We start from the raw sequence: 19,764 nt of genomic DNA, 5'->3' as shown, positions 1-19,764 counted from the left end.
GGCCGGTCCTAGCGTGGTGGTCATGAAGCCCTTCCGCATCGACATCCCGCAGGCCGACCTCGACGACCTGCGTGAACGCCTCGCCCGCACCCGCTGGCCCGACGAGCTCGACGGCGCCGGCTGGTCGTACGGCGTGCCGGTCGCGTACGCCAGGAGGCTGGCCGAGCACTGGCGCACCCGCTACGACTGGCGCGAGCACGAGGCGGCGCTGAACGCCCACCCGCAGTTCGTCACCGAGATCGACGGGCAGGACGTGCACTTCCTGCACGTGCGCTCGCCGGAGCCGGACGCGCTGCCGCTGCTGATCACGCACGGCTGGCCGGGGTCGGTCGTCGAGTTCATGAAGGTCATCGGCCCGCTCACCGACCCGCGCGCGCACGGCGGCGACCCCGCCGACGCCTTCCACCTGGTGGCCCCGTCCATCCCCGGCTTCGGCTTCTCGGGCCCCACCCGCGAGCGCGGCTGGGACGTGGCCAGGGTCGCGCGCGCCTGGAAGGAGCTGATGAGCCGCCTCGGCTACGACCGCTACGGCACGCAGGGCGGCGACACCGGCGCGACGATCTCCCCGATGGTCGGCAGGCTCGACCCGGACCGCGTCGTGGGCGTGCACGTCAACGGCGGCCTCGGCCATCCCACCGGCGACCCCGCCGAGCTGGAGGGCCTCACGGAGGCCGAGCTGTCCAGGATGAGCCTGTACGCGGACGAGGACGGCCGCGGATACGCGATCATGCAGGCCACCCGGCCGCAGACGCTCGCCTTCGGCCTGCACGACTCCCCGGCCGGGCAGCTCGCCTGGATCGCCGAGAAGTTCAAGGAGTGGACCGACCCGGCCCGCGAGCTGCCCGAGGACGCCGTCGACCGCGACCAGCTGCTCACCAACATCAGCCTCTACTGGCTGACCGGCACCGCCGCCTCCTCCGCCCGGCTCTACAAGGAGAGCGCCGCCTCCTGGTTCGGCCGGCCGGAGCCGTCGCCGCTCCCGCACGGCGTGGCCGTCTTCCCCGGCGACCCCGGCATCCGGCGCTTTGCCGAGCGCGAGCACCACGTCGTGCACTGGTCGGAGTTCGGCAGGGGCGGCCACTTCGCCGCGATGGAGGCGCCCGACCTGCTGGTGGACGACGTGCGCGCGTTCTTCAGGCTGGTGCGGTGAGCCCGATCAGCGGTCGGTCCACTCGTCCTCCAGGGCGGCGTGGATGACCGAGTCGCGCCAACCCCACGGCGTGGACACGTGGTGGCGCAGGACGCCCTCCTCTACCATCCCGGCCGTGAGCATCGCGAGCTGCGCGGGCAGGTTGGCGGGGGAGCGGGCGCCCCAGATGCGGTGCAGGCCGAGCTGCTTGAAGCCGAACTTCAGCAGCAGCCGCACCAGGTCGGTGCCCATGCCGCGGCCCCAGTGGTCGGGGCGCAGCCCGAGGCCGATCTCGGCGCTGTGCGGATGCTCGGCGTCGACGCGCAGCCGCGCCACGCCGATGGCCTCCGGCTCGCCGGGTTCGAGCACCGCCAGCACGTAGAGCCTGCGCGGCTCGGCCGCCGCCGCCCGCACCGCCTCGTCGACGAGGCCGGCCACCTGCGGCAGCGACAGCGGCGCGAACGGCATGTGCTGGGTCGCGCCCGGGTCGCCGTAGACGGCGTGCAGCGCGGCGACGTCGGCTTCGGTGACCTCACCGAGCCACAGCCGCCCGCCCTTGCACACCACCCGGCGCATGCGGAGAAGGTAACGCGGGCGGGCCGATCTTCACAAGGACGCCGGGTCCGACAAGTACGTCAGGTGGCGAGCTGACTGCCGTAGGCGCGCGCGACCAGCTCGGCGATGGCGCCGTGCGAGCCGAGCGGCTCGGCGTGACCGGCGTCGACCGACGCGGCGGCCCGCTCGACGAGGCCGGCGGGCGCCTCGTGGCCGATCAGGCAGGGCGCGATGGCCAGCCGCTCGGCGCCGGCGGCGCGCAGCCGCTCGGCGGCCACGGGCACGCCGGGGTCGCTGTCGAGGGAGGCGGCGACGACCGGCAGCGTGAGCCGGGAGGCCAGCAGCACCGCCGTGGCCTGCACGGCGTGCACGGCCCGCTCGCCGCCGACGGTGCCGAGGATGACGCCGTCGACCGGGCTGGAGACGTTGAGCAGGCGGACGCGGTCGGCCCTGGCCAGGCCGCGCTCGGCCAGCCGGATGTGCAGCGCCTCGGCCAGCAGCGGGTGGGGGCCGAGCGCCTCGGTCATCACGGCGGGGGCGCCGCTCTTGGCCACGGACTCGGAGATCTCGGTGAGCACGACCGGGTCGTCCCACGTCAGCAGGGGGACGACGACGGAGTCGCGGTCGGCCGGCAGCGAGGCGGCCAGCTCGTCCACGGCGGTGAGCCGTACCTCGATCTGGGGGTTGTCGACCCGCACGACGGCGGCGATCTCGGCCGGCACGCCTGAGGTGCCGCCCGGCGCCGCGAGCACGAGGACGGGCGCGTCCGGGGGCAGGGACGTGGGGACGGGACGGCGGTGGCGGCCGCCGCCCGGCCTGGGGGACCGTGCACGTACAGGGAGGCTCACAGGCGCGCAGTTTATGCGTAAACCGTGTCCGGCGTTCCGGGAATCGGCGGCGATTCCGTTACAACGCCCGGCCTGTGATAGAGATCACATCGGCGGACCGGCCCGGCCCCCGTGGCCTGGCGGGCCGGCCCGACGGCGAGCCCGGGACCGCCGCGCGGGCGGCGGTGGCAGCCGCCGCCCGCGGCTTCCGCGGCGGACCGGGGGAGCGGGGGTCAGGCGCGCTGCGGCTGCGTGCCGGGGTCGGCGGCCAGGTCGAGGTCGCGGGTCTCCGGCGCGATGGCCAGGCCCACGGCGGTGACGGCGAGCGCGGCCACCACGTACAGCGACACCGCCAGCGTGGTGCCGAACGCGTCGAACAGCTTGATCGCGATGATCGGGGCGAGCGCGCCGCCGACGATCCCGGCCACCTGGTAGCCCATCGAGGCGCCGCTGTAGCGCAGCCGGGTGCTGAACAGCTCGGCGATGAAGGCGGCCTGCGGGCCGTACATGGCCGCGTGCGTGATCAGCGCCACGACCGCCGCCAGCGCGATCAGCGGGAACGAGCGCGTCTCCAGCAGCGGGAAGAACGCGAACACCCACACCGCGGCGCCGATCACGCCCGCCAGGTAGACCGGGCGCCTGCCGTAGCGGTCGGACAGGGCGCCGAACAGCGGGATCAGCGCGAGCTGCAGCGCCGAGCCGATGAGGACCGCGTTGAGCCCGACCGACCGGTCCAGTCCGAGCGGGCCGGTCAGGTGGACGAGGATGTAGGCGGTGAAGGTGTAGAAGGCGACGTCCACGCCGATGCGCGCGGTGAAGGCCGACAGCAGCGCGCGCGGGTGCGTGCGCAGCACCTCGACCAGCGGCATCCGCGCCTTGGCGCCCTGCTGCTCGACCCGCTCGAACAGCGGCGACTCGGTCACCCTCAGCCGCACCCACAGGCCGACGAGGACCAGCACCCCCGACAGCAGGAACGGCACCCGCCAGCCCCACGACAGGAACGCGGCGTCCGGCAGGGTGAACGACAGCACGGCCAGCGTGCCGGTGGCCAGCACGTAGCCGGCGGGCACGCCCACCTGCGGCCAGCTCGCGTTGAAGCCGCGGCGGCGGGGGTCGCCGTGCTCCAGCGACATGAGCACCGCGCCGCCCCACTCGCCGCCCAGCCCGAGGCCCTGGACGAAGCGGAGCAGGGCCAGCATGACGGGCGCGAGCACGCCGATGCTGTCGTAGCCCGGCAGCACGCCGATGAGGAACGTGGCGGCCCCCATCAGCAGCAGCGTGACGACCAGCACGGTCTTGCGGCCGGCCCGGTCGCCGAAGTGGCCGAACACGATGCCGCCCAGCGGCCTGGCCACGAACGCGACCGCGTTGGTGGTGAGCGCCAGCAGGGTCGCGCTGAGCGGGTCGAACGTCGGGAAGAACAGCTTGCCGAAGACCAGCGTCGCGGCCGTGGTGTAGAGGAAGAAGTCGTACCACTCCAGCGACGTGCCGATCAGGCTGGCGAGGATCACCCGCCGGGTCTGTTGCGTGGAGCTTGACATCAGCATCGCTCCTTCGTCAGGGGGTTGGTATCAACATAAGAATCGTTGAACGATTCGACAAGAGGTTTGTTTGATGATTTCCTGTTGCCTGTGGACGAAGCTCTCGTGGATCTCGTACGGGACCGGTCCCGCCTCGGGCGCAGCAGCACCGCCGAGCGCGTCGCCGACATCCTGCGCGACCGCATCATCGAGGGCATGTTCAAGCCCGGCGACCGGCTGTCGGAGGAGACGATCTGCGAGCGGCTGGAGGTGTCGCGCAACACGCTGCGCGAGGCGTTCCGGCTACTCGGCCACGAGCGGCTGCTGGAGCACCGGCTCAACCGCGGAGTGTTCGTGCGCGTCCTGTCGGCCGACGACGTAGCCGACCTCTACCGGGTGCGCCGGGTGCTCGAAGGGGCCGCCGTGCGGCGCGAGCCGACCGCCCGGGCGCTCGCCGTCATCCGCGAGGCGGTCGCCGACGCCGAACGGGCCGCCGCCGCCGGTGACTGGCACGCGGTCGGCACCGCCAACATCCGCTTCCACCAGGCCCTGGTGACCCTCAACGACAGCCCCAGGCTGGACGAGGCCATGCGGCAACTGCTGGCCGAGCTGCGCCTCGTCTTCCACGTCATGGAGAACCCCCGCGCCTTCCACGAGCCGTTCGTGGCGCGCAACCGCGAGCTGCTCGGCCTCATCGAGGCCGGTGAGCCCGACCGCGCCGCCGCCTGCCTCGACGCCTACCTCGACGACGCCGAACAGCTCCTCGTCCACGCCTACGAGCCCAGCCGATAGCGTTCCGGCATGGAACACGGCAGCGAGTACGGCGGCGCGTACGGCAGCGAGCCCGGCAGGGCGCACGGCGGCGAACGGACCTTCACCCCCGGCGAGGCGCGGGCCCTGATGCCGGCCATCCTGTGCGAGGCCGCCACCCTGGTCGCCGCCCGCGCCGACCTGGCCGAGATCGCCTTCGACCGCCGGACGACCGGCTCCTCACCCCTCGGCGGCGTGCCCGAGCTCAAGGCCGTCGAGGCCCGCATCGAGGAGATCGTCAGCACCTGGACCGGGCGCGGGCTGGAGGTCAAGGGCATCGCGCCCGTCCTGCTCGACTTCCCCGCCGAGCTCGACGGCGTCTCGGTACGGCTGTGCTGGATCGAGGGCGAGCCGGAACTGCGCTGGTACCACCGCACCGACCTGGGCTTCGCCGGGCGGCGCCCGCTGCCGTAGAGGCTGGGCACAGGAACTGTGCAGTCGTGGCCAACGACGTGCCGGGGGGCCGTCCGGCAACCTGATCTCCGTCTGACCCCCGTCTTTCAGGAGAGCAGAACATGTCCTCGATCAGCAGGATCGCCACGATCGCGATGGCCGCCGTGGCGCTGGCCGGCGGCACCGCCCTCACGGCGCCCCCGGCCCAGGCCGCGAGCTGGAACTGCCATGCCTCGTGGAACGAGAAGAGCTTCAACCTCCCCGGCAAGCCGGACATGACCGTGTGGGCGCGCTCGTGCGTCTACAAGGACGGCAACACCCGGCGGGCCCGCATCGAGCTCAGGTGGGACCAGGCCGAACCGGTCTACGGGGAGAGCTTCGACAAGTTCGCCGTCCAGGTGCGCCTCGAACGCGACGACACGGTCATCACCTCAGGGTGGTGCGAGTTCAAGCAGACACTCAACGACAACCCCGACGGCTTCGGCTCGTGCACCTCCCGGTACGTGACCAGCAGCGCCCAGTACGGCTGGACCGGCGACGGCAAGGTCGTCTACAACATCAACAACGACGGCAACGGCGACTACACCTGGAACCTGCACGGCTCCGGGGAGGTCAAGATCGCCCCCAACGGACTGGAGGTCGGTGACGAGCCGGAGCCGGAGCCGCTGCCCGACCCCGCCGACACGCCCGACCCCGCCGACACACCCGAGCCCGCCGACACGTCCGAGCCCGTGCTGTGACGAACCCCCCGCCCCGGGCCGGGGACCGCTAAAAGGGGCGCGGGGGATTCCATCGCCCTAGCCAGCTGTGGCGGCTGACCCCGTCAGGCCGCCGCGCTGGTGATGACCGCGAACCGGGCGCCGTGCGGATCGGTCAGGAAGGCCATCCGGCCCACGCCCTCGATGTCCGTCGCCGCCTCCGCCACGGTGCCGCCCAGCTCCTGACACCGGGCGACGGTCGCGTCGCAGTCGGGCACCTCGAAGTAGAGCAGCCAGTGCGGCCGGCCGCCGTCACGCAGCTCGACGAGGCCGGCCATCGCCGTGTCGGCCTGGTCGCCCTCGGCCGGCGAGGCCACCGGGTAGGTGTAGTCGCCCATCGGCATGTCCTCGAACCGCCAGCCGAACACCGTCCGGTAGAAGCCGCGCATGCCCTCGACGTCGGGCGTGTAGAGCTCCACCCAGCCGAGCGAGCCGGGGTCGGTGACCAGGTCGAGCCCGCGCAGGCCGCCCGGCTCCCACAGCGCGAACTCGGCCCCGGACGGGTCGGTGAGCTGGGCGAAGCGGCCCTGCCCGCCGATGTCGCCGGGCCCGGACCGGACCGTGCCGCCCGCCTGCTCGACGGCCTTGACGGCGGCGTCGCAGTCGGTGGTGGCGAAGTAGAGCATCCAGGCGGGCGAGTCGCCCTCGTCGGTCAGCGTGCCGATCGCGGCGACGGTCTTGCCGTCGGCCCGGCACACGCCGTACTCCATGTCGGGTCCGAACGACTCGAACCGCCAGCCGAACAGGCCGGTGTAGAAGGCGGCCGTGGCCTCGAGGGCGGGGCTGCCGTAGTCGATCCAGCACGGGGTGCCCGGCAGGAACTGGGTGGTGAGCATGACGTGCTCCTTCACGCGGTGTGCATGGGTGGCCCCGTCTCCACGGCGACGCCGAATCCGAGCCTCGCACGCCCCGGCCCGCGATGCCGGGCACGACACGCAGTCGAATCTTTGTTTGAACAATAACGTACACTCGACGCCATGAGCGCGGTATTCCAGGCATCTCTGCTCGGCATGGACGAGGAGCTCGGGCTCGGCCCGCTCGGCTCGACGGTCCGCCGCACCGATCTCGGCCGCGGCGCGTGGCTCGACGTGCGTCCCGGCTGGCTGTCGGGGGCCGACCTGCTGTTCGAGCGGCTGGCCGAGCGGGTGCCGTGGCGGGCCGAGCGGCGCCGGATGTACGACCGGGTGGTCGACGTGCCCCGGCTGCTGAAGTTCTACGAGGAGGGCGAGACGCTGCCCGACCCGGTGCTCGCCGACGCCATGCGGGCGCTCGACGAGCACTACGCGGCCGACCCGTTCCGCACCGCCGGGCTGTGCTTCTACCGCGACGGGCGCGACAGCGTGGCCTGGCACGGCGACACGATCGGCCGGGGCGCGACCGAGGACACGATGGTGGCGATCCTCTCGGTCGGCAGCCCGCGGCCGCTGATGCTGCGCCCGCGCGGCGGCGGCCCCTCCCTGCGCTATGACCTCGGCCACGGCGACCTCGTCGTGATGGGCGGCAGCTGCCAGCGCACCTGGGAACACGCCGTGCCCAAGACCGCCCGCGCGACCGGGCCGCGGATCAGCGTTCAGTTCCGCCCGCGCGGCGTCCGCTGACGGCCTGTCCGACCGGCCTGCGGTGGCCCGGCCTGTGCCGGGGCGTCCGCTGACCGGCCGGCTGGCTGCGCCGAGCGGCCGTTGACCGACCGGGGCTAACGGTGGCCGAGTTTGAGCCGGGCGACCCGGCCCTGCTCCCCGGCGGCCCAGCACGACAGGTCGCGGGTGCACGACACCGTGTCGTACGAGCCGGTGTCGAACGTCCGCCACGTCCGCCCGCCGGTGTAGGTGATGTCGCTGCCGGTGGGCCCGACCGCGACGGCCGCGAACGGCAGGTGGGGCAGCCACGTCACCCCCGACCTGTAGGCGGGCGGCGGCGTCGAGGCGGTCCGCCAGGTGCGCCCGCCGTCCCGCGTCACCGCGCCCGCGCTGGGCGAGGGCTCGCCCGGACGGTAGTCGCCGCCCACCGCGAGCCCGTGGCGGGGGTCGCGGAAGGCCAGCGCGAACACGCCGCGCGCCGGGTCGCCCGCCGGGATCGGCGTGTCCGCCACGGTCCAGGTGCGGCCCCGGTCGCGCGAGTGGAAGACGCGCGCCCGCTCGGCCCCGCCGGCGGCCAGCCACACGTCCCGGCCGCCAGCCGTCACCAGGCACTGCCCGCTCGCCGCGAACCCCGCCTCGCCCGGCAGCGCCGGCGGCATCCCGTCGGCGGGCAGCACCTGCCAGCTCCGCCCGCCGTCCTCGGTCGCCAGGATGCGGAACCGGCCGTCGACCGGGTCGCTCATCGCCAGCCCGCGCCGCCGGTCGAAGAACGCCACGCAGTCGTAGAACGCCTGCGGTTCGTCGTTCCTGAACGTCTCGGTCCAGGTACGGCCGCCGTCCTCGGTCCGGTAGATCCGCGAGTCGGCGCCCGCGCCGATCGACAGCACCACGGCCCGGTGCGCGTCGAACGCCTCCACGTCCCGGAACTGCAGCGCGCCGGTGCCGGGCGGTGACACGTTCTCCCAGCTCCGGCCGCCGTTGACGGTGCGCAGCACGGTGCCTTCCGAGCCGGAGGCCCACACCACGTCCCGGCTCACCGGCGCGAGGCCGCGCAGCCGCGCGGTCACGCCGGTCTCCTTCAGCTCCCAGCCCGGCAGCTCCCAGCCCTGCGCTTCCCCGCCCGGCGCTTCCCCACCTGGCGACGGGCCCACGGCGTGGACGGGCGCGGGCGCGGCGGCGAGCACGCAGGCGGCGGCCGACAGGGCGCTGATCGCGAAACGAAGCCTCATGCCGCGCAAACTAACCCAAAGGATCACAGCCGTCCATGCCCCGAGTCAGAAAGAACACGCGCCCCGCCCGCCTCGGCGGTGACGCCGCCGCCATCATCGGACCCGCCCACCGACGGCCCCGGTGCAGCCTGGCGCGGCCCGGTGCGGCCCGGTGCGGCGGCGCGGTGTGGCCCGATGCGGCCTGGTGCAGCCTGAGGCGGCCCGGTGTGGCTGGTCAGGCGACGGCCGCCACCAGGTGGCGCAGGACGCGGCGAGTCTTCGACTCCTCACCCGAGCTGATCTCGACGCCGTGGCCCCGGACCAGCTCCTCCAGCGACGCCTGCGCGGCGACGGCGCTCTCCGGGGAGACGCGCAGCGACAGCTCCAGGAAGTCGAGCTCGTCGCCGACCACCCACCGCTCGGCCAGCGCGGTGAGCTTGCGGCCGGACGCGTCGAGCTCCAGCGGCCCCCAGCGGGTCGCCTCGACCGGCGGCAGCAGCCGCAGGGTGCGCAGGTTGACGTGCAGGCCCGCGCACGTCCTGAGGAAGCGTTCCTGCTTGTCGGTGAACAGCCCCTTGATCGACCGGTTGCCCGTGTAGACGGCCTCGATCCGTTCCGGCGACCGGCGCGCGGTGCACGAGGCGGTGAGCACCTTGCGCGGCCCGGACCAGTCGGCCTCCAGCTTGAACTCCCATCCGTCGCCGTCGGTCGCGCCGAGCCAGTAGTCGTTGAGCTGCGAGCGCCGGCAGGGGCGCAGCTTGATGGTGGAGTCGCTCTTGCGGTTGCCGGTGTCGCGCACCCGCAGCACCACGCCGGCGTCGAGCAGCGGGGTGCCGGGGGCGAGCCCGTCGGCGGTGTCCTCGCAGAAGTAGATCTTCAGATCCTGCCCGTCGTCCGGCTCCAGCCCGAACGCGCGCATGGCCGCCCGGACCCGGGGGCCGTCAACCGTTAACTTGATCTCCACTGTGTTGGGTCGCATGCATGCAACAATCCCCCTCCACCGCGCGCTGACACCGCCGCGCGCCTCACTGAGAGGTCCGAAACATCGGAGGTCTGGTCGCTCGCGGCGACGATCCCGCTCCCGGGAGCCCGCATGACCGGGCATGAACATGGTGGTGGACGATACTGGGATTGAACCAGTGACCTCTTCCGTGTCAGGGAAGCGCTCTCCCGCTGAGCTAATCGTCCTTGGAGGTGGAGACGGGATTTGAACCCGTGTGGACGGCTTTGCAGGCCGCTGCCTCGCCTCTCGGCCACTCCACCAGGAGAGTAGAACTCCGAGCGGAAGACGGGATTCGAACCCGCGACCCTCACCTTGGCAAGGTGATGCTCTACCACTGAGCCACTTCCGCGTTGCCCGCCCAACTCTAGCGGGTTTTCCGAGCGGTTGCTCACCCGTCAACTCTTGCGGAGCTGACGGGCGACGCTGCGCTCGGTCGCCGGGAGGCTGAGGAAGATCTCCAGGATGCGCGTGAGGCGGTGGACCTCGGTGCGGTGGAACGCCGGGCCCTCGGAGCGGGCCAGCATCAGCGTCAGGGCCAGCGGCGGCAGCGGCGCGTGGATGAGGTGCGGGCCGCCGTCGAGCGTGACCGCCGTGGGACGGGCCGGGATGAGCTCCGGGAGCGTGATCTCCTGCGGGGCGCGCCAGCTCGCGTAGACGACGCCGCGCTCGGTGGCCGTCGCCGCCCAGTCGGCGCTGAACAGCACCGGCAGCGAGTCGACGAGCGTGGTCAGCGCCCGGTCGCCCGCCGTGGTGATGTACTTCAGGATCTCCAGCTCGGGATAGGTGCCCGGGGCCTCGCGGGTGGTCCAGACGCCCTCGACCGTCACGTCCGCGACCGACTCCAGGCTCTCGCGGAGCTCCGGCTTGGAGATGTCCTCAGGACAGAAGAGCGTCAGGTCGTCGACGGCCATGCCCGCGCCCCTGTCGAGAACCGTCACCTGGGTGATGTCCGCCCCCGCGGAGCCCAGGACCGTGGTGATCTGCGCGAGCGAACCCGGCTTGTCGGGCAGCGCCAGGCGGACTCGAAGAAGCATCCATCACTCCCCACGCGAGATGCCGTGTCACAGACTATCCGCGAATACCGCTCCCGGCCCGACCTGCGCTACAACTGACGGGGTGAAGATTGGGCCCATCGGGGTGTGGCCGCCCGTCGTGCTGGCGCCGATGGCGGGCATCACCAACGCGCCGTTCCGGGTGCTCTGCCGCGAGCAGGGCGCCGGGCTGTTCGTGTGCGAGATGATCACGACGCGGGCGCTGGTCGAGCGCAACCCCAAGACGCTGCGCATGATCAGGTTCGCGGAGTCGGAGAAGCCCAGGAGCATCCAGCTGTACGGGGTCGACCCGGCGATCGTCGGCCGGGCGGTCCGGATGATCGCCGAAGAGGACCTGGCCGACCACGTCGACCTCAACTTCGGCTGCCCGGTGCCCAAGGTGACCAGGCGCGGCGGCGGCTCCGCCCTGCCGTACAAGCGCAACCTGCTGCGGCGCATCCTGCGCGAGGCCGTTGCCGGCGCGGGCGCGCTGCCCGTCACGATGAAGATGCGCAAGGGCATCGACGACGACCACCTCACCTACCTCGACGCCGGCCGCATCGCCGTCGAGGAGGGCCTCGCCGCCATCGCCCTGCACGCCCGCACCGCCCGCCAGCACTACGGCGGCGTCGCCGACTGGGACGCCATCGCCCGCCTCAAGGAGGCCGTGCCCGAGATCCCCGTGCTCGGCAACGGCGACATCTGGTGCGCCGACGACGCCCTGCGCATGGTCGCCCGCACCGGCTGCGACGGCGTCGTCGTCGGCCGCGGCTGCCTGGGACGGCCGTGGCTGTTCAAGGACCTGGAGAACGCCTTCCGCGGCAGCGCCGAACGCACCCGGCCCACCCTCGGCGAGGTGGCCGCCGTGATGGCCCGCCACGCCGAAGGGCTCACCACCTGCTTCGACATCGAGCGCTACGCGATCGCCGACTTCCGCAAGCATGTCGGCTGGTATCTCAAGGGCTTCACCGTCGGCGCCGAGCTGCGCCGCGAGCTCGCCACCGCCGAGTCGCTCGACGGGCTGCGCGCGAGCCTCGCCAAGCTCGACCACGACCAGCCGTGGCCGCCCAACACCGACACCCCGCGCGGCAAGTCCGGCGAACGCACCAAGGTCCAGCTGCCCGACGGCTGGCTCGACGACCCCTGGGACACCGTCGTCCCCGAGGACGCCGAGACCGACCACTCCGGAGGCTGACCCCGGCCCCCGGCCGGCCCGGCTCTGACTGGTCCGGCTCTGACTGGCTCGGCCCCGACTGGCCCCCGCTAGTGCGGGCCCGCGGGCGCGCCCGCCTCGGTGCCGCACGGGCCGCCGCCCGTGGCCGCCTCCAGCGTGACCGGCTCGCCTGACATGGTGAGCGTCGGGTAGTAGGCGGCGATCCGCTCCGCGGAACGGCCGACGTAATGGCAGATGAAGCTGCGGCGGAACCGGTCGGCCGTGCTGTTCGGCTCCGAGCCGTGCACCAGGCTGCCGTTGAAGAACAGCACGTCACCCGGCTCCATGTCGACCGGCACGCGCTCCAGGCCGGGGGGCGGCGGCACGTACTCCCTGGTGAAGGAGACGTCGTGGTCCGCCTCCTCCGGGCAGAACAGGTCCATCAGGTGCGTGCCCGGCACCACCTCCAGGCCGCCGTTCGCGCGGTCCACTCGGTCCAGCGCCACCCACGCCGCCACGCACGTGCCCGGCTCGACCCGCAGATAGAAGTTGTCCTGGTGCAGCGCCTGGCCCCGGGCGCCCGGCGGCTTGAAGTAGAACATGCTCTGGGCTGCTATCGGCTCCTCGCCCAGCAGGTCCGCCAGGATCGCGCCGATGCGCGCGTCCAGCAGGTAGCGCAGCGCCACGTCGTTCACCTGGTGCGGGTGCATCACGCGGGGATAGTCGCGCAGGATGTCGTACGGGCCGCCGGGCTCCTGCGGCGTCGGCGTGAAATGCCCGGGAATGGGGCCCGCGGCGTGCAGCGCCATGAACTCGTCACGCAGCTCCGCCACCTCCTCCGGAGCCAGCAGCGCGGGGACGATGACGAAGCCCCGGTCGTGGAAGTCGTTGAGGTTCATGCCGTTCACGCTAGGCGGCGGGGGCGTGCGAGGGTATGACGGTGACCGCTGACGACATGACTGTTCCTGCTGCCGAGCTGATCGTCCTGGGGCACTACGACCAGCCGCCCGGGTACGCCACCCGCCGGGCCGCCGGGGCGCCCAGCTGGCTGCTCATGTGGACCCAGGCGGGGGAGGGGCTCGTCGAGCAGGGTGGGGCGGCGCTGCGTGCCGGGCCGGGGTCCCTGGTGGTGCTCGCGTCGGGGGAGCCGCACCACTACCGGGTGGCGCCCGGGGCCCGGCGGTGGCGCTTCTGGTGGGTGCACTTCCAGCCGCGCCCGTCGTGGACCGGCTGGCTGGCGCCCCACGCCCTCGCGCCGGGCTGCCACCTGGTCGCCGACGTCCCCGAGGCGGTACGCGACCGCATCGACGCCGCCTTCCGCCGCGCCCTGCACGACGCCCGCTGGCTCCCCCCGGCCTCCTACGCGCCGGCCCCTGCCACCACGTCCCAGGAAGGGCCCCAGAGCCCGTACGACCCCAAGGACCCCGCCCCGACGCTGACGGACGCACCAACGGCGGCCGGCGAGACAGCGGTGCGTGAGGCGATGGGCGGCGGGACGCGCCCGGCCGAAGCGCGGGGGGCGGTGGAGCGCGTGAGCGCCGCTCCCGCTCCGGAGGGCGCACCCGAGGAGAGCGGTGGGACGGCGGCGGGCGCACCCGGGGGGAGCGGTGGGACGGCGGCCGCTGGCTGGGCGGGCGAGACGGCGGCCGGGGAGGTGGCGGTGGTGGCGGGGGTGGGGGCGGCGCGGGAGTTGGTGATGGGGGCGGTGGAGGAGGTGCTGGTCGTGGCGACCGCGTCGGTGCGGGCCGGGGAGGAGGGCGGCGACGGGCGGGTGCGGCGGGCGCTGGCGTTGATCGCGGCCGAGCCGGGGGCGCCGCACACCGTGGGGTCGCTGGCGCGGGCCGTCGCGCTGTCGCCGTCGCGGTTCGCGCACCTGTTCGCGGAGGAGACGGGGCGGTCGCCGATGCGGGCGGTGCGGGAGGCTCGGCTGCGGCATGCGGCGATGCTGCTGGAGGCGACGGACCTGGACGTGGGCCGGGTGGCGGCGGCGTCGGGCTTCGTCAGCCCGTTCCACTTCAGCCGCGCCTTCCGCAGGGAGCACGGGGTGCCGCCGCGCGCCTACCGGGCCCGCGTGCGGGGATGAGCGGCGCACCGCCGCGCCGACCGGACGGCGTGCGGCGGCCGGCGCCGCGCGCGGGTGGGCGGTCAGCGGGAGAGGGGGAGGGGGCCGGCCTCGGGGGTGAAGAAGCGGCGTTCGACGTGCTCGACGGCGTAGTCGATGGCGCCGACCACCACGCATTCGTCGCCGAGCGTGGAGGCGCGGATCTCGGGGGTGCGGATGCAGCGGCGTTCGAGGCGTTCGCGGAGGGGGCCGAGGAGGACGTCGGCGGAGCGGGAGAAGCCGCCGCCGAGGACGACGACCTGGGGGTCGAGGAGGAGGACCATGGCGGCGGTGCCGACGGCGAGGTCGTCGAGGTAGCGGCCGACGGCTTCGAGGGCGACGGGGTCGCCGTCGCGGGCGGCGGCGAGGGTGTGGCCGGCGGCGTCCTCGGGCGGGGTGCCGGGCGGCACGGCGGCGCTGGTGTTGAGGTGGTCGGGGGCGTCGAACCAGCGGGCCTCGGGCAGCATGGCGATCTCGCCGGCGGCGGCGCCGAAGCCGCGGTGGACCTTGCCGTCGATGATGAGCCCGGTGCCCATGCGCCTGCCGACGTGCAGGAAGACGACGTCGCGGGCGTCGCGGGCGACGCCGCGGCGGGCTTCGGCCAGGGCGGCGAGGCGGCTGTCGTTCTCGACGAGGATCTCGCACGGGAACATCTCCCGCAGGCGGCCGGCCAGGTCGAGGCCGGTCCAGGCGGGGACGGCGGCCGAGAAGGAGATGCGGCCGTCGGGGCTGATCACGCCGGTGGTGCCGGCGGCGAGGACCCACAGGTCGTCGGGGGTGCGGCGGCTGAGGGTCAGGCAGCCGGAGACGGCGCGTTCGATGGCGTCGAGGCGTTCGTCGAGGGGGGCGTCGGGCTCGACCGGCTGCCGGGTCTCGGCGAGCACGCGGCCGTCGAGGTCGGACAGGGCGGCGCGGACGTTGTGGCCGCCTATGTCGACGCCGACGAGGTGGCCGTTCTCGGCGCGGAAGCGGTAGCGGCGCGCGGGGCGGCCCATGGTGCCGGGGCTGGGCGGCACCTCCTCCACCCAGCCGAGGGAGCTGAGCTCGTCGACGACCTCCTTGGTGGAGGGGCGGGAGAGCCCGGTCCGTTCGGCGAGGGCGGAGAGGGTGAGCGGGCCGGTCTCGCGCAGCGCCCTGATCGCGGTCAGCGAGTTGAGCTGCCTGAGCCGGGACAGGTCGCCGCCGCGTAGGTCTGCCAACGCCCCGTCCTTATGTAGGTCTCCTTTGTATGCGCCGATTATGCCAGCCGCCGGGCAACAGCAAGACCATCAAGAACCCCCACATGACCCGGTAAACCACCATTGACCCACAGAACTCAACACTGCTACTAATGAAGCGCTCCTTCGTAAGTGAGATGAGGTTCGAGTGTCTTTCGCAGACATCGGCGAGGTCGCGTGCGCGCCGGAGAAGGCCCGGGTGTTCGAGCACGGCTGGCAGTCGTGGAGCCCCACCGGCGCGTACCGGCTGGACGACACCCCTCCCCGCCCGGCCGACGGCAACATCCAGACCCTCTGTTACCGCCCCGGGACGCCGGTCCCCGCCGGCTCGTTCCAGGGCGAGGGCCTGCTCGCCGTCGACCCGGGCGACGGCGGCCCGGTCGAGCTGTGGTCGGCGCCCGGCCCGCTCGCCGTGCCCTCCATCCGGGCGCGGCCGGTGGACGGCCGGCTGGTGATCTCCGCCGACGGACCCGTACGGCACGAACGCGTCGAGGGCGGCCTGGACCGCGCGCTGCGCCACTGGGCCGACAGCCTGGCCCCGGGCCGCGCCTTCCCGGCGGTGCCGCCGATGTGGTGCACCTGGTACGGCTACTTCGACAAGGTCACCGAGGCCGACGTGCTGGAGAACCTGGCGCTGGCCGCCGAGCACGAGCTCGGCGCGGACATGTTCCTCATCGACGACGGCTACGAGGCGGGCATCGGCGACTGGCTCGACCCCAGGCCGGGCTTCGGCTCGCTGGAGCGGGCCGTCGGCGAGATCACCGCGACCGGCGCCCGCGCCGGGATCTGGACCGCGCCGTTCCTCGCCGGGCACGACAGCCGCCTGTTCCGCGAGCACCCCGACTGGCTCGTCGGCGGAGCGCACGCCGGTCACATGTGGGACCAGGACCTGGCCGTGCTCGACGTCACCCACCCCGACGCGGCCGCGTACCTGGTGGGGGTGTTCGCGCGGTTCGCGGAGATCGGCATCAGCCACTTCAAGCTCGACTACCTCTACGCCGGCGCGCTCGCCGGGCGCAGGCACGCCGGCCTCGACCCGATCGCCGCCTACCGGCGCGGCCTGGAGCTCGTCCGCGAGGGCGCCGGCCCGGACGCCACGCTGCACGGGTGCGGCGCGCCAATGCTGCCGAGCATCGGCCTGGTCGACATCATGCGCGTCAGCCCCGACATCGCGCCCACGCTGCACCCGCGGAAGGGCGACATCAGCCAGCCGTCGCAGCTCGGCGCCCGGCTGACCGGCGCGGCCCGCGAGTTCCTGCACGCCCGCTGGTGGGTCAACGACCCCGACTGCCTCATCGTCCGCCCCGAGGTGGAGGCGCGCGAGGAGTGGGCCGCGCACGTCGGCGCGACCGGCGGGCTGCGCGGCTCCAGCGACCCGATCGCCGCCCTGGACGCGTGGGGCCTGGAGACCACCCGGCGGATCATGAGGCCCACCAGCACGGAGCCGTCGTGAGGCGCCGCGGAGCCTGGTACGCCTACCTGTTCGTCGGGCCGAGCCTGCTGGGCGTGGTGGCGTTCCTGCTGCTGCCCGTGGTCATCGTCCTGGTCCTCAGCTTCTTCGACTGGGAGCTGCTGTCGGACCCGTCGTTCGCGGGCCTGGACAACTACGCCCGGCTGCTCGGCGACGGCGAGGCCTGGCACTCGCTCTGGGTGACGGTCCTGTACGTGGCGCTGTGCGTGCCGTTGCAGACGGTGATCGCGCTGGGCGCCGCCATGCTGCTCAACCAGCGGGTCAAAGGCGTGCGGTTCTACCGGTCGCTGTTCGTGGTGCCGTGGATGGCCACCCCGATCGTGCTCGGCCTGGTCTGGAACTGGATCTTCGATCCGCGTGACGGCGCCATCAACCGGGCGCTGTCGATGGTGGGGATCACCGGGCCCGACTGGCTGTCGGACTCGGCGTGGGCGATGCCGGCCGTCGCCCTGGTCACCGTGTGGCAGTACAGCGGCTACAACATGCTGTTCTTCCTGGCCGGGCTGCAGGGCATCCCGCAGGAGCTGTACGACGCGGCGGCCACCGACGGCGCCACCCCGCGCCAGCGGTTCTGGCGGCTGACGCTGCCGCTGCTCAACCCCACGATGTTCTTCGTCATGGTGACGAACATGATCGGCGCCTTCCAGGTGTTCGACACCGTCTACGTGATGACGAACGGCGGCCCCTCGGGCAGCACCGCCGTCCTCAACTTCACGATCTTCGAGACCGCCTTCCGGCAGTTCGACTTCGGCTACGCCTCCACGCTGTCGATGCTGCTCTTCGTGATCATCCTGGTGGTCACGCTGGTGCAGGTCAGGTTCTTCGGCAAGCGCACCACCTACGACCTGAGCTGAGAGACAGATGACGAAGCGGATCCTGCTCTACGCCGCGCTCGTGGCGGGCGCGTTCATCTCGGTCTTCCCCTACCTGCTGGTGGTGCTGACCGCGTTCAAGACCAAGGCGCAGCTCAACTCCACCGAGCCGTGGCTGCCCGGACTGCCGCCGACGCTGGACAACCTGGGCCAGATCCTCGGCGGCGACTTCCCCCGCTACATCCTCAACACGCTCGTCATGACCGTGCTGCTGACGCTGGGCCAGCTCGTGTTCACCACGTTCGCCGCCTACGCCTTCGCCCGGCTGAACTTCCGCGGCAGGGACGTGCTCTTCTGGCTGTACGTGGCCACGATGATGGTGCCGAGCGCGGTGACGATGATCCCGCTGTTCCTCATCATGCGCGAGCTCGACCTGGTCAACACCTGGTACGGGCTGCTGGCCCCGTACATCCTGGGCACCCCGTACGGCATCTTCCTGATGCGGCAGTTCTTCAAGGGCCTGCCCGCCGGGCTGGAGGAGGCCGCGCGGATCGACGGCGCGGGGCCGCTGACGGTGCTGGTGCGCATCCTGCTGCCGCTGTGCAAGCCCGCGATCGGCACGCTGACGATCATCACGGTGATCTCGTCGTGGAACAGCTTCCTGTGGCCCCTGATCATCACCAGCGGCGACGGCACCAAGGTCATCACGGTGGCCATCGCCGCGCTCAAGGTCGGCATCGGCGTCGACCACAACCTCATGATGGCCGGCGGCCTGATCGCCCTCGTCCCCATGGTGGCGATCTTCATTTTCTTCCAGAAGTACATCGTCCGGTCGGTCGTCCTCACCGGCCTCAAGTAGGAGAGCCCCATCATGCGAACCCCCCGAACCCGCCAGGCCGCCCTGCTGGCCGCCGCCGCCCTGCTCACCCTGACCGCCTGCGGCTCCGGCGACGCCGGTGGCGGCGACGGTGGCGGCGGCGAGAAGGTCACGCTCACCTACCGGCTCTGGGACGAGCAGCAGAAGGCCGGCTACGAGAAGGTCATGGCCGCCTTCGAGAAGGCCAACCCGACCATCGACGTGCAGATCGAGCTGCTGCCCTACGACCAGTACTGGACCAAGCTGACCGCCGACGCCGTGGCGGGCAGCGCGCCCGACGTGTTCTGGATGACCCCCACCCAGTTCCCCGAGTACGTCACCAAGGGCGTGCTCGCCGAGGTCAAGGTCGACGCCTCCAAGTACCACCCGACCGTCGTCGGCTCCTTCACCTACGAGGGCAAGCTGTACGGCGTCCCGAAGGACTGGGGCACCGTCGGCCTGCTCTACAACAAGGACCTGTTCAAGAAGGCCGGCGTCGAGATGCCGGACAAGCTCACCTGGAGCCCCGACGGCGGCGGCACCCTCCTGGAGGTCGCCCGCAAGCTGACCGTCGACGAGGCCGGCAAGCACCCCGGCGAGGACGGCTTCGACCCGGGCAAGGTCAAGACGTACGGGTTCGGCTCCTGGAACCACTACCAGACCCAGTGGATGAACTGGGTGAACTCCAACGGCGGCAAGCTCCTGGACAAGCCGTTCGGCAAGTACACCTTCAACGACGAGGCGTCGGTCCAGGCCCTGCAGTGGGGCGTCGACCTGGTCAACAAGCACCACGTGTCGCCGCCCGCCAGCCAGACGAACCCGCCCACCGGCAAGATCACCGACATGTTCACCGCCGGTGAGGTGGCGATGTTCCCGGCCAACAACGCGCTGCTGCCGTTCGTCGCGCCGGGCGCCGGGTTCGAGATGGGCGTCGCGCTCATGCCGGAGGGCCCGCAGGGCCGCTCGGTCAACCTCAACGGCCTGTCGGAGGCCGTCTACGCCAAGAGCGAGCACCCCGAGGAGGCCATGAAGCTGGCCGCCTACCTCGGCACCGAGGAGCCGCAGAAGCTCATGGCCGACGGCGGCTACGTCTTCCCCGCGATCAACGGCCTCGCCCAGGGCTACGTCGACTACTGGAAGGCCAAGGGCCTGGACGTCTCCCCGTTCCTGGAGGAGGCCGAGGGCACGACCTTCCCGCTGCCGGTCACGACCGGCTTCACCGGGTTCGAGACCAAGCTGAACCAGATCTTCAACGAGATGTACCTCGGCAAGCTCACCCCCAAGCAGGCCGCGGACCAGGCGGTCGCCGAGGGCAACGCCACCATCGAGTAGGGAGCCCCCCC

At 72.6% G+C, this 19,764-nt stretch carries 20 protein-coding genes and 3 tRNA genes; 11 read left to right on the top strand and 12 right to left on the bottom strand.

What is annotated here, in order from left to right; genetic code table 11:
* Nucleotides 1-22: 22 nt before the first annotated feature.
* The gene (locus AB0G11_RS21520; RefSeq protein ID WP_219509763.1) at nt 23-1,150 is read left to right on the top strand and encodes an epoxide hydrolase family protein; all 1,128 of its coding nucleotides are present in this window, start codon (nt 23-25) and stop codon (nt 1,148-1,150) included.
* A 6-nt stretch (nt 1,151-1,156) separates the two neighbouring features.
* Here AB0G11_RS21520 and AB0G11_RS21515 read toward each other — a convergent pair whose 3' ends face one another.
* The 3 genes from AB0G11_RS21515 to AB0G11_RS21505 form a co-directional block, all read right to left on the bottom strand.
* On the bottom strand, nt 1,157-1,705 hold the full coding sequence (locus tag AB0G11_RS21515) for a GNAT family protein (RefSeq protein WP_357587633.1): 549 nt from the start codon (nt 1,703-1,705) through the stop codon (nt 1,157-1,159).
* A gap of 59 nt (nt 1,706-1,764) precedes the next feature.
* Nucleotides 1,765-2,532, bottom strand: coding sequence for a hypothetical protein (locus tag AB0G11_RS21510; RefSeq protein WP_308125981.1), 768 nt, complete (start codon nt 2,530-2,532; stop codon nt 1,765-1,767).
* 212 nt (nt 2,533-2,744) lie between these two features.
* A complete protein-coding gene (locus tag AB0G11_RS21505; RefSeq protein WP_219509765.1) occupies nt 2,745-4,052 on the bottom strand; it encodes an MFS transporter in 1,308 nt (435 codons plus the stop codon).
* A gap of 90 nt (nt 4,053-4,142) precedes the next feature.
* Here AB0G11_RS21505 and AB0G11_RS21500 point away from each other — a divergent pair, with 90 nt between their 5' ends.
* The 3 genes from AB0G11_RS21500 to AB0G11_RS21490 all read left to right on the top strand — a co-directional run bounded on the left by AB0G11_RS21500 (nt 4,143) and on the right by AB0G11_RS21490 (nt 5,974).
* Nucleotides 4,143-4,823 carry a GntR family transcriptional regulator gene (locus AB0G11_RS21500; RefSeq protein WP_308125982.1) on the top strand — a complete coding sequence of 227 codons (681 nt, stop codon included), beginning with the start codon at nt 4,143-4,145 and terminating at the stop codon, nt 4,821-4,823.
* Nucleotides 4,824-4,832: 9 nt separating this feature from the next.
* Complete coding sequence (locus AB0G11_RS21495; protein WP_357587631.1) at nt 4,833-5,255, top strand: DUF2203 domain-containing protein; 423 nt, start codon at nt 4,833-4,835, stop codon at nt 5,253-5,255.
* A 101-nt stretch (nt 5,256-5,356) separates the two neighbouring features.
* The gene (locus AB0G11_RS21490) at nt 5,357-5,974 is read left to right on the top strand and encodes a hypothetical protein (RefSeq protein WP_357587629.1); all 618 of its coding nucleotides are present in this window, start codon (nt 5,357-5,359) and stop codon (nt 5,972-5,974) included.
* 83 nt (nt 5,975-6,057) lie between these two features.
* Here the strand turns inward: AB0G11_RS21490 and AB0G11_RS21485 are convergent, their stop codons facing one another.
* Nucleotides 6,058-6,828 carry a VOC family protein gene (locus AB0G11_RS21485; protein WP_357587627.1) on the bottom strand — a complete coding sequence of 257 codons (771 nt, stop codon included), beginning with the start codon at nt 6,826-6,828 and terminating at the stop codon, nt 6,058-6,060.
* Between the two features lie 141 nt (nt 6,829-6,969).
* Here AB0G11_RS21485 and AB0G11_RS21480 point away from each other — a divergent pair, with 141 nt between their 5' ends.
* Nucleotides 6,970-7,590 (top strand): alpha-ketoglutarate-dependent dioxygenase AlkB, encoded by a 621-nt coding sequence (locus AB0G11_RS21480; RefSeq protein ID WP_219509770.1) that lies wholly within the window; start codon nt 6,970-6,972, stop codon nt 7,588-7,590.
* Between the two features lie 95 nt (nt 7,591-7,685).
* Here AB0G11_RS21480 and AB0G11_RS21475 read toward each other — a convergent pair whose 3' ends face one another.
* The 6 genes from AB0G11_RS21475 to AB0G11_RS21450 form a co-directional block, all read right to left on the bottom strand.
* Nucleotides 7,686-8,798: an oxidoreductase gene (locus AB0G11_RS21475; protein ID WP_357587625.1), complete on the bottom strand. Its 1,113-nt coding sequence runs from the start codon at nt 8,796-8,798 to the stop codon at nt 7,686-7,688.
* Between the two features lie 214 nt (nt 8,799-9,012).
* On the bottom strand, nt 9,013-9,756 hold the full coding sequence (locus tag AB0G11_RS21470; RefSeq protein ID WP_357587623.1) for a hypothetical protein: 744 nt from the start codon (nt 9,754-9,756) through the stop codon (nt 9,013-9,015).
* 134 nt (nt 9,757-9,890) lie between these two features.
* Nucleotides 9,891-9,965 (bottom strand) — tRNA-Val (locus AB0G11_RS21465).
* A 1-nt stretch (nt 9,966) separates the two neighbouring features.
* A tRNA-Cys gene (locus tag AB0G11_RS21460) sits at nt 9,967-10,040 on the bottom strand.
* Nucleotides 10,041-10,057: 17 nt separating this feature from the next.
* Nucleotides 10,058-10,129 (bottom strand) — tRNA-Gly (locus tag AB0G11_RS21455).
* 46 nt (nt 10,130-10,175) lie between these two features.
* The gene (locus tag AB0G11_RS21450; RefSeq protein WP_357587621.1) at nt 10,176-10,814 is read right to left on the bottom strand and encodes an ACT domain-containing protein; all 639 of its coding nucleotides are present in this window, start codon (nt 10,812-10,814) and stop codon (nt 10,176-10,178) included.
* An 82-nt stretch (nt 10,815-10,896) separates the two neighbouring features.
* On the opposite strand from AB0G11_RS21450, the gene dusB reads away from it, so the two are divergent.
* Nucleotides 10,897-12,006, top strand: coding sequence for a tRNA dihydrouridine synthase DusB (dusB, locus tag AB0G11_RS21445; protein WP_357587619.1), 1,110 nt, complete (start codon nt 10,897-10,899; stop codon nt 12,004-12,006).
* Between the two features lie 68 nt (nt 12,007-12,074).
* Here dusB and AB0G11_RS21440 read toward each other — a convergent pair whose 3' ends face one another.
* Complete coding sequence (locus tag AB0G11_RS21440; protein WP_219509774.1) at nt 12,075-12,863, bottom strand: phytanoyl-CoA dioxygenase family protein; 789 nt, start codon at nt 12,861-12,863, stop codon at nt 12,075-12,077.
* A 56-nt stretch (nt 12,864-12,919) separates the two neighbouring features.
* On the opposite strand from AB0G11_RS21440, the gene AB0G11_RS21435 reads away from it, so the two are divergent.
* Nucleotides 12,920-14,047 (top strand): AraC family transcriptional regulator, encoded by a 1,128-nt coding sequence (locus AB0G11_RS21435; RefSeq protein WP_357587617.1) that lies wholly within the window; start codon nt 12,920-12,922, stop codon nt 14,045-14,047.
* Between the two features lie 62 nt (nt 14,048-14,109).
* On the opposite strand, the gene AB0G11_RS21430 is transcribed toward AB0G11_RS21435, so the two are convergent.
* Entirely contained in the window at nt 14,110-15,264 is a 1,155-nt protein-coding gene (locus AB0G11_RS21430) for an ROK family protein (protein ID WP_357587615.1), read from the bottom strand.
* 166 nt (nt 15,265-15,430) lie between these two features.
* Between AB0G11_RS21430 and AB0G11_RS21425 the strand changes: the two genes are divergently transcribed.
* From AB0G11_RS21425 to AB0G11_RS21410, 4 genes are read left to right on the top strand one after another with little or no spacing between them, the layout of a single operon-like run.
* Nucleotides 15,431-16,735, top strand: a complete 1,305-nt coding sequence (locus AB0G11_RS21425; protein WP_357587613.1) for a glycoside hydrolase family 36 protein — start codon at nt 15,431-15,433, stop codon at nt 16,733-16,735.
* Nucleotides 16,732-17,607: a sugar ABC transporter permease gene (locus AB0G11_RS21420; RefSeq protein WP_357587611.1), complete on the top strand. Its 876-nt coding sequence runs from the start codon at nt 16,732-16,734 to the stop codon at nt 17,605-17,607. The genes AB0G11_RS21425 and AB0G11_RS21420 overlap by 4 nt, the downstream gene beginning before the upstream one ends.
* A 7-nt stretch (nt 17,608-17,614) precedes the next feature.
* Entirely contained in the window at nt 17,615-18,424 is an 810-nt protein-coding gene (locus tag AB0G11_RS21415; protein WP_219519362.1) for a carbohydrate ABC transporter permease, read from the top strand.
* Between the two features lie 12 nt (nt 18,425-18,436).
* A complete protein-coding gene (locus tag AB0G11_RS21410) occupies nt 18,437-19,753 on the top strand; it encodes a sugar ABC transporter substrate-binding protein (protein WP_357587609.1) in 1,317 nt (438 codons plus the stop codon).
* Nucleotides 19,754-19,764 lie beyond the last annotated feature (11 nt).

This window comes from Nonomuraea sp. NPDC023979, assembly GCF_040639085.1.
Classification (GTDB): Bacteria; Actinomycetota; Actinomycetes; order Streptosporangiales; family Streptosporangiaceae; genus Nonomuraea; species Nonomuraea ceibae.
The sequence above is the reverse complement of the archived record's forward strand: the minus strand, read 5'-3'. Positions and strand labels throughout refer to the sequence as shown.

Excerpts from the sequence above, each read along its gene's own strand:
- AB0G11_RS21515 (WP_357587633.1), bottom strand. The coding sequence starts at position 1,705 with ATGCGCCGGGTGGTGTGCAAGGGCGGGCGGCTGTGGCTCGGTGAGGTC.
- AB0G11_RS21470 (WP_357587623.1), bottom strand. The coding sequence starts at position 9,756 with ATGCGACCCAACACAGTGGAGATCAAGTTAACGGTTGACGGCCCCCGG.
- AB0G11_RS21435 (WP_357587617.1), top strand. The coding sequence starts at position 12,920 with ATGACTGTTCCTGCTGCCGAGCTGATCGTCCTGGGGCACTACGACCAG.
- AB0G11_RS21475 (WP_357587625.1), bottom strand. The coding sequence starts at position 8,798 with ATGAGGCTTCGTTTCGCGATCAGCGCCCTGTCGGCCGCCGCCTGCGTG.
- AB0G11_RS21520 (WP_219509763.1), top strand. The coding sequence starts at position 23 with ATGAAGCCCTTCCGCATCGACATCCCGCAGGCCGACCTCGACGACCTG.
- AB0G11_RS21490 (WP_357587629.1), top strand. The coding sequence starts at position 5,357 with ATGTCCTCGATCAGCAGGATCGCCACGATCGCGATGGCCGCCGTGGCG.
- AB0G11_RS21480 (WP_219509770.1), top strand. The coding sequence starts at position 6,970 with ATGAGCGCGGTATTCCAGGCATCTCTGCTCGGCATGGACGAGGAGCTC.
- AB0G11_RS21495 (WP_357587631.1), top strand. The coding sequence starts at position 4,833 with ATGGAACACGGCAGCGAGTACGGCGGCGCGTACGGCAGCGAGCCCGGC.
- AB0G11_RS21450 (WP_357587621.1), bottom strand. The coding sequence starts at position 10,814 with ATGCTTCTTCGAGTCCGCCTGGCGCTGCCCGACAAGCCGGGTTCGCTC.
- AB0G11_RS21440 (WP_219509774.1), bottom strand. The coding sequence starts at position 12,863 with ATGAACCTCAACGACTTCCACGACCGGGGCTTCGTCATCGTCCCCGCG.
- AB0G11_RS21410 (WP_357587609.1), top strand. The coding sequence starts at position 18,437 with ATGCGAACCCCCCGAACCCGCCAGGCCGCCCTGCTGGCCGCCGCCGCC.
- AB0G11_RS21485 (WP_357587627.1), bottom strand. The coding sequence starts at position 6,828 with ATGCTCACCACCCAGTTCCTGCCGGGCACCCCGTGCTGGATCGACTAC.
- AB0G11_RS21415 (WP_219519362.1), top strand. The coding sequence starts at position 17,615 with ATGACGAAGCGGATCCTGCTCTACGCCGCGCTCGTGGCGGGCGCGTTC.
- AB0G11_RS21505 (WP_219509765.1), bottom strand. The coding sequence starts at position 4,052 with ATGTCAAGCTCCACGCAACAGACCCGGCGGGTGATCCTCGCCAGCCTG.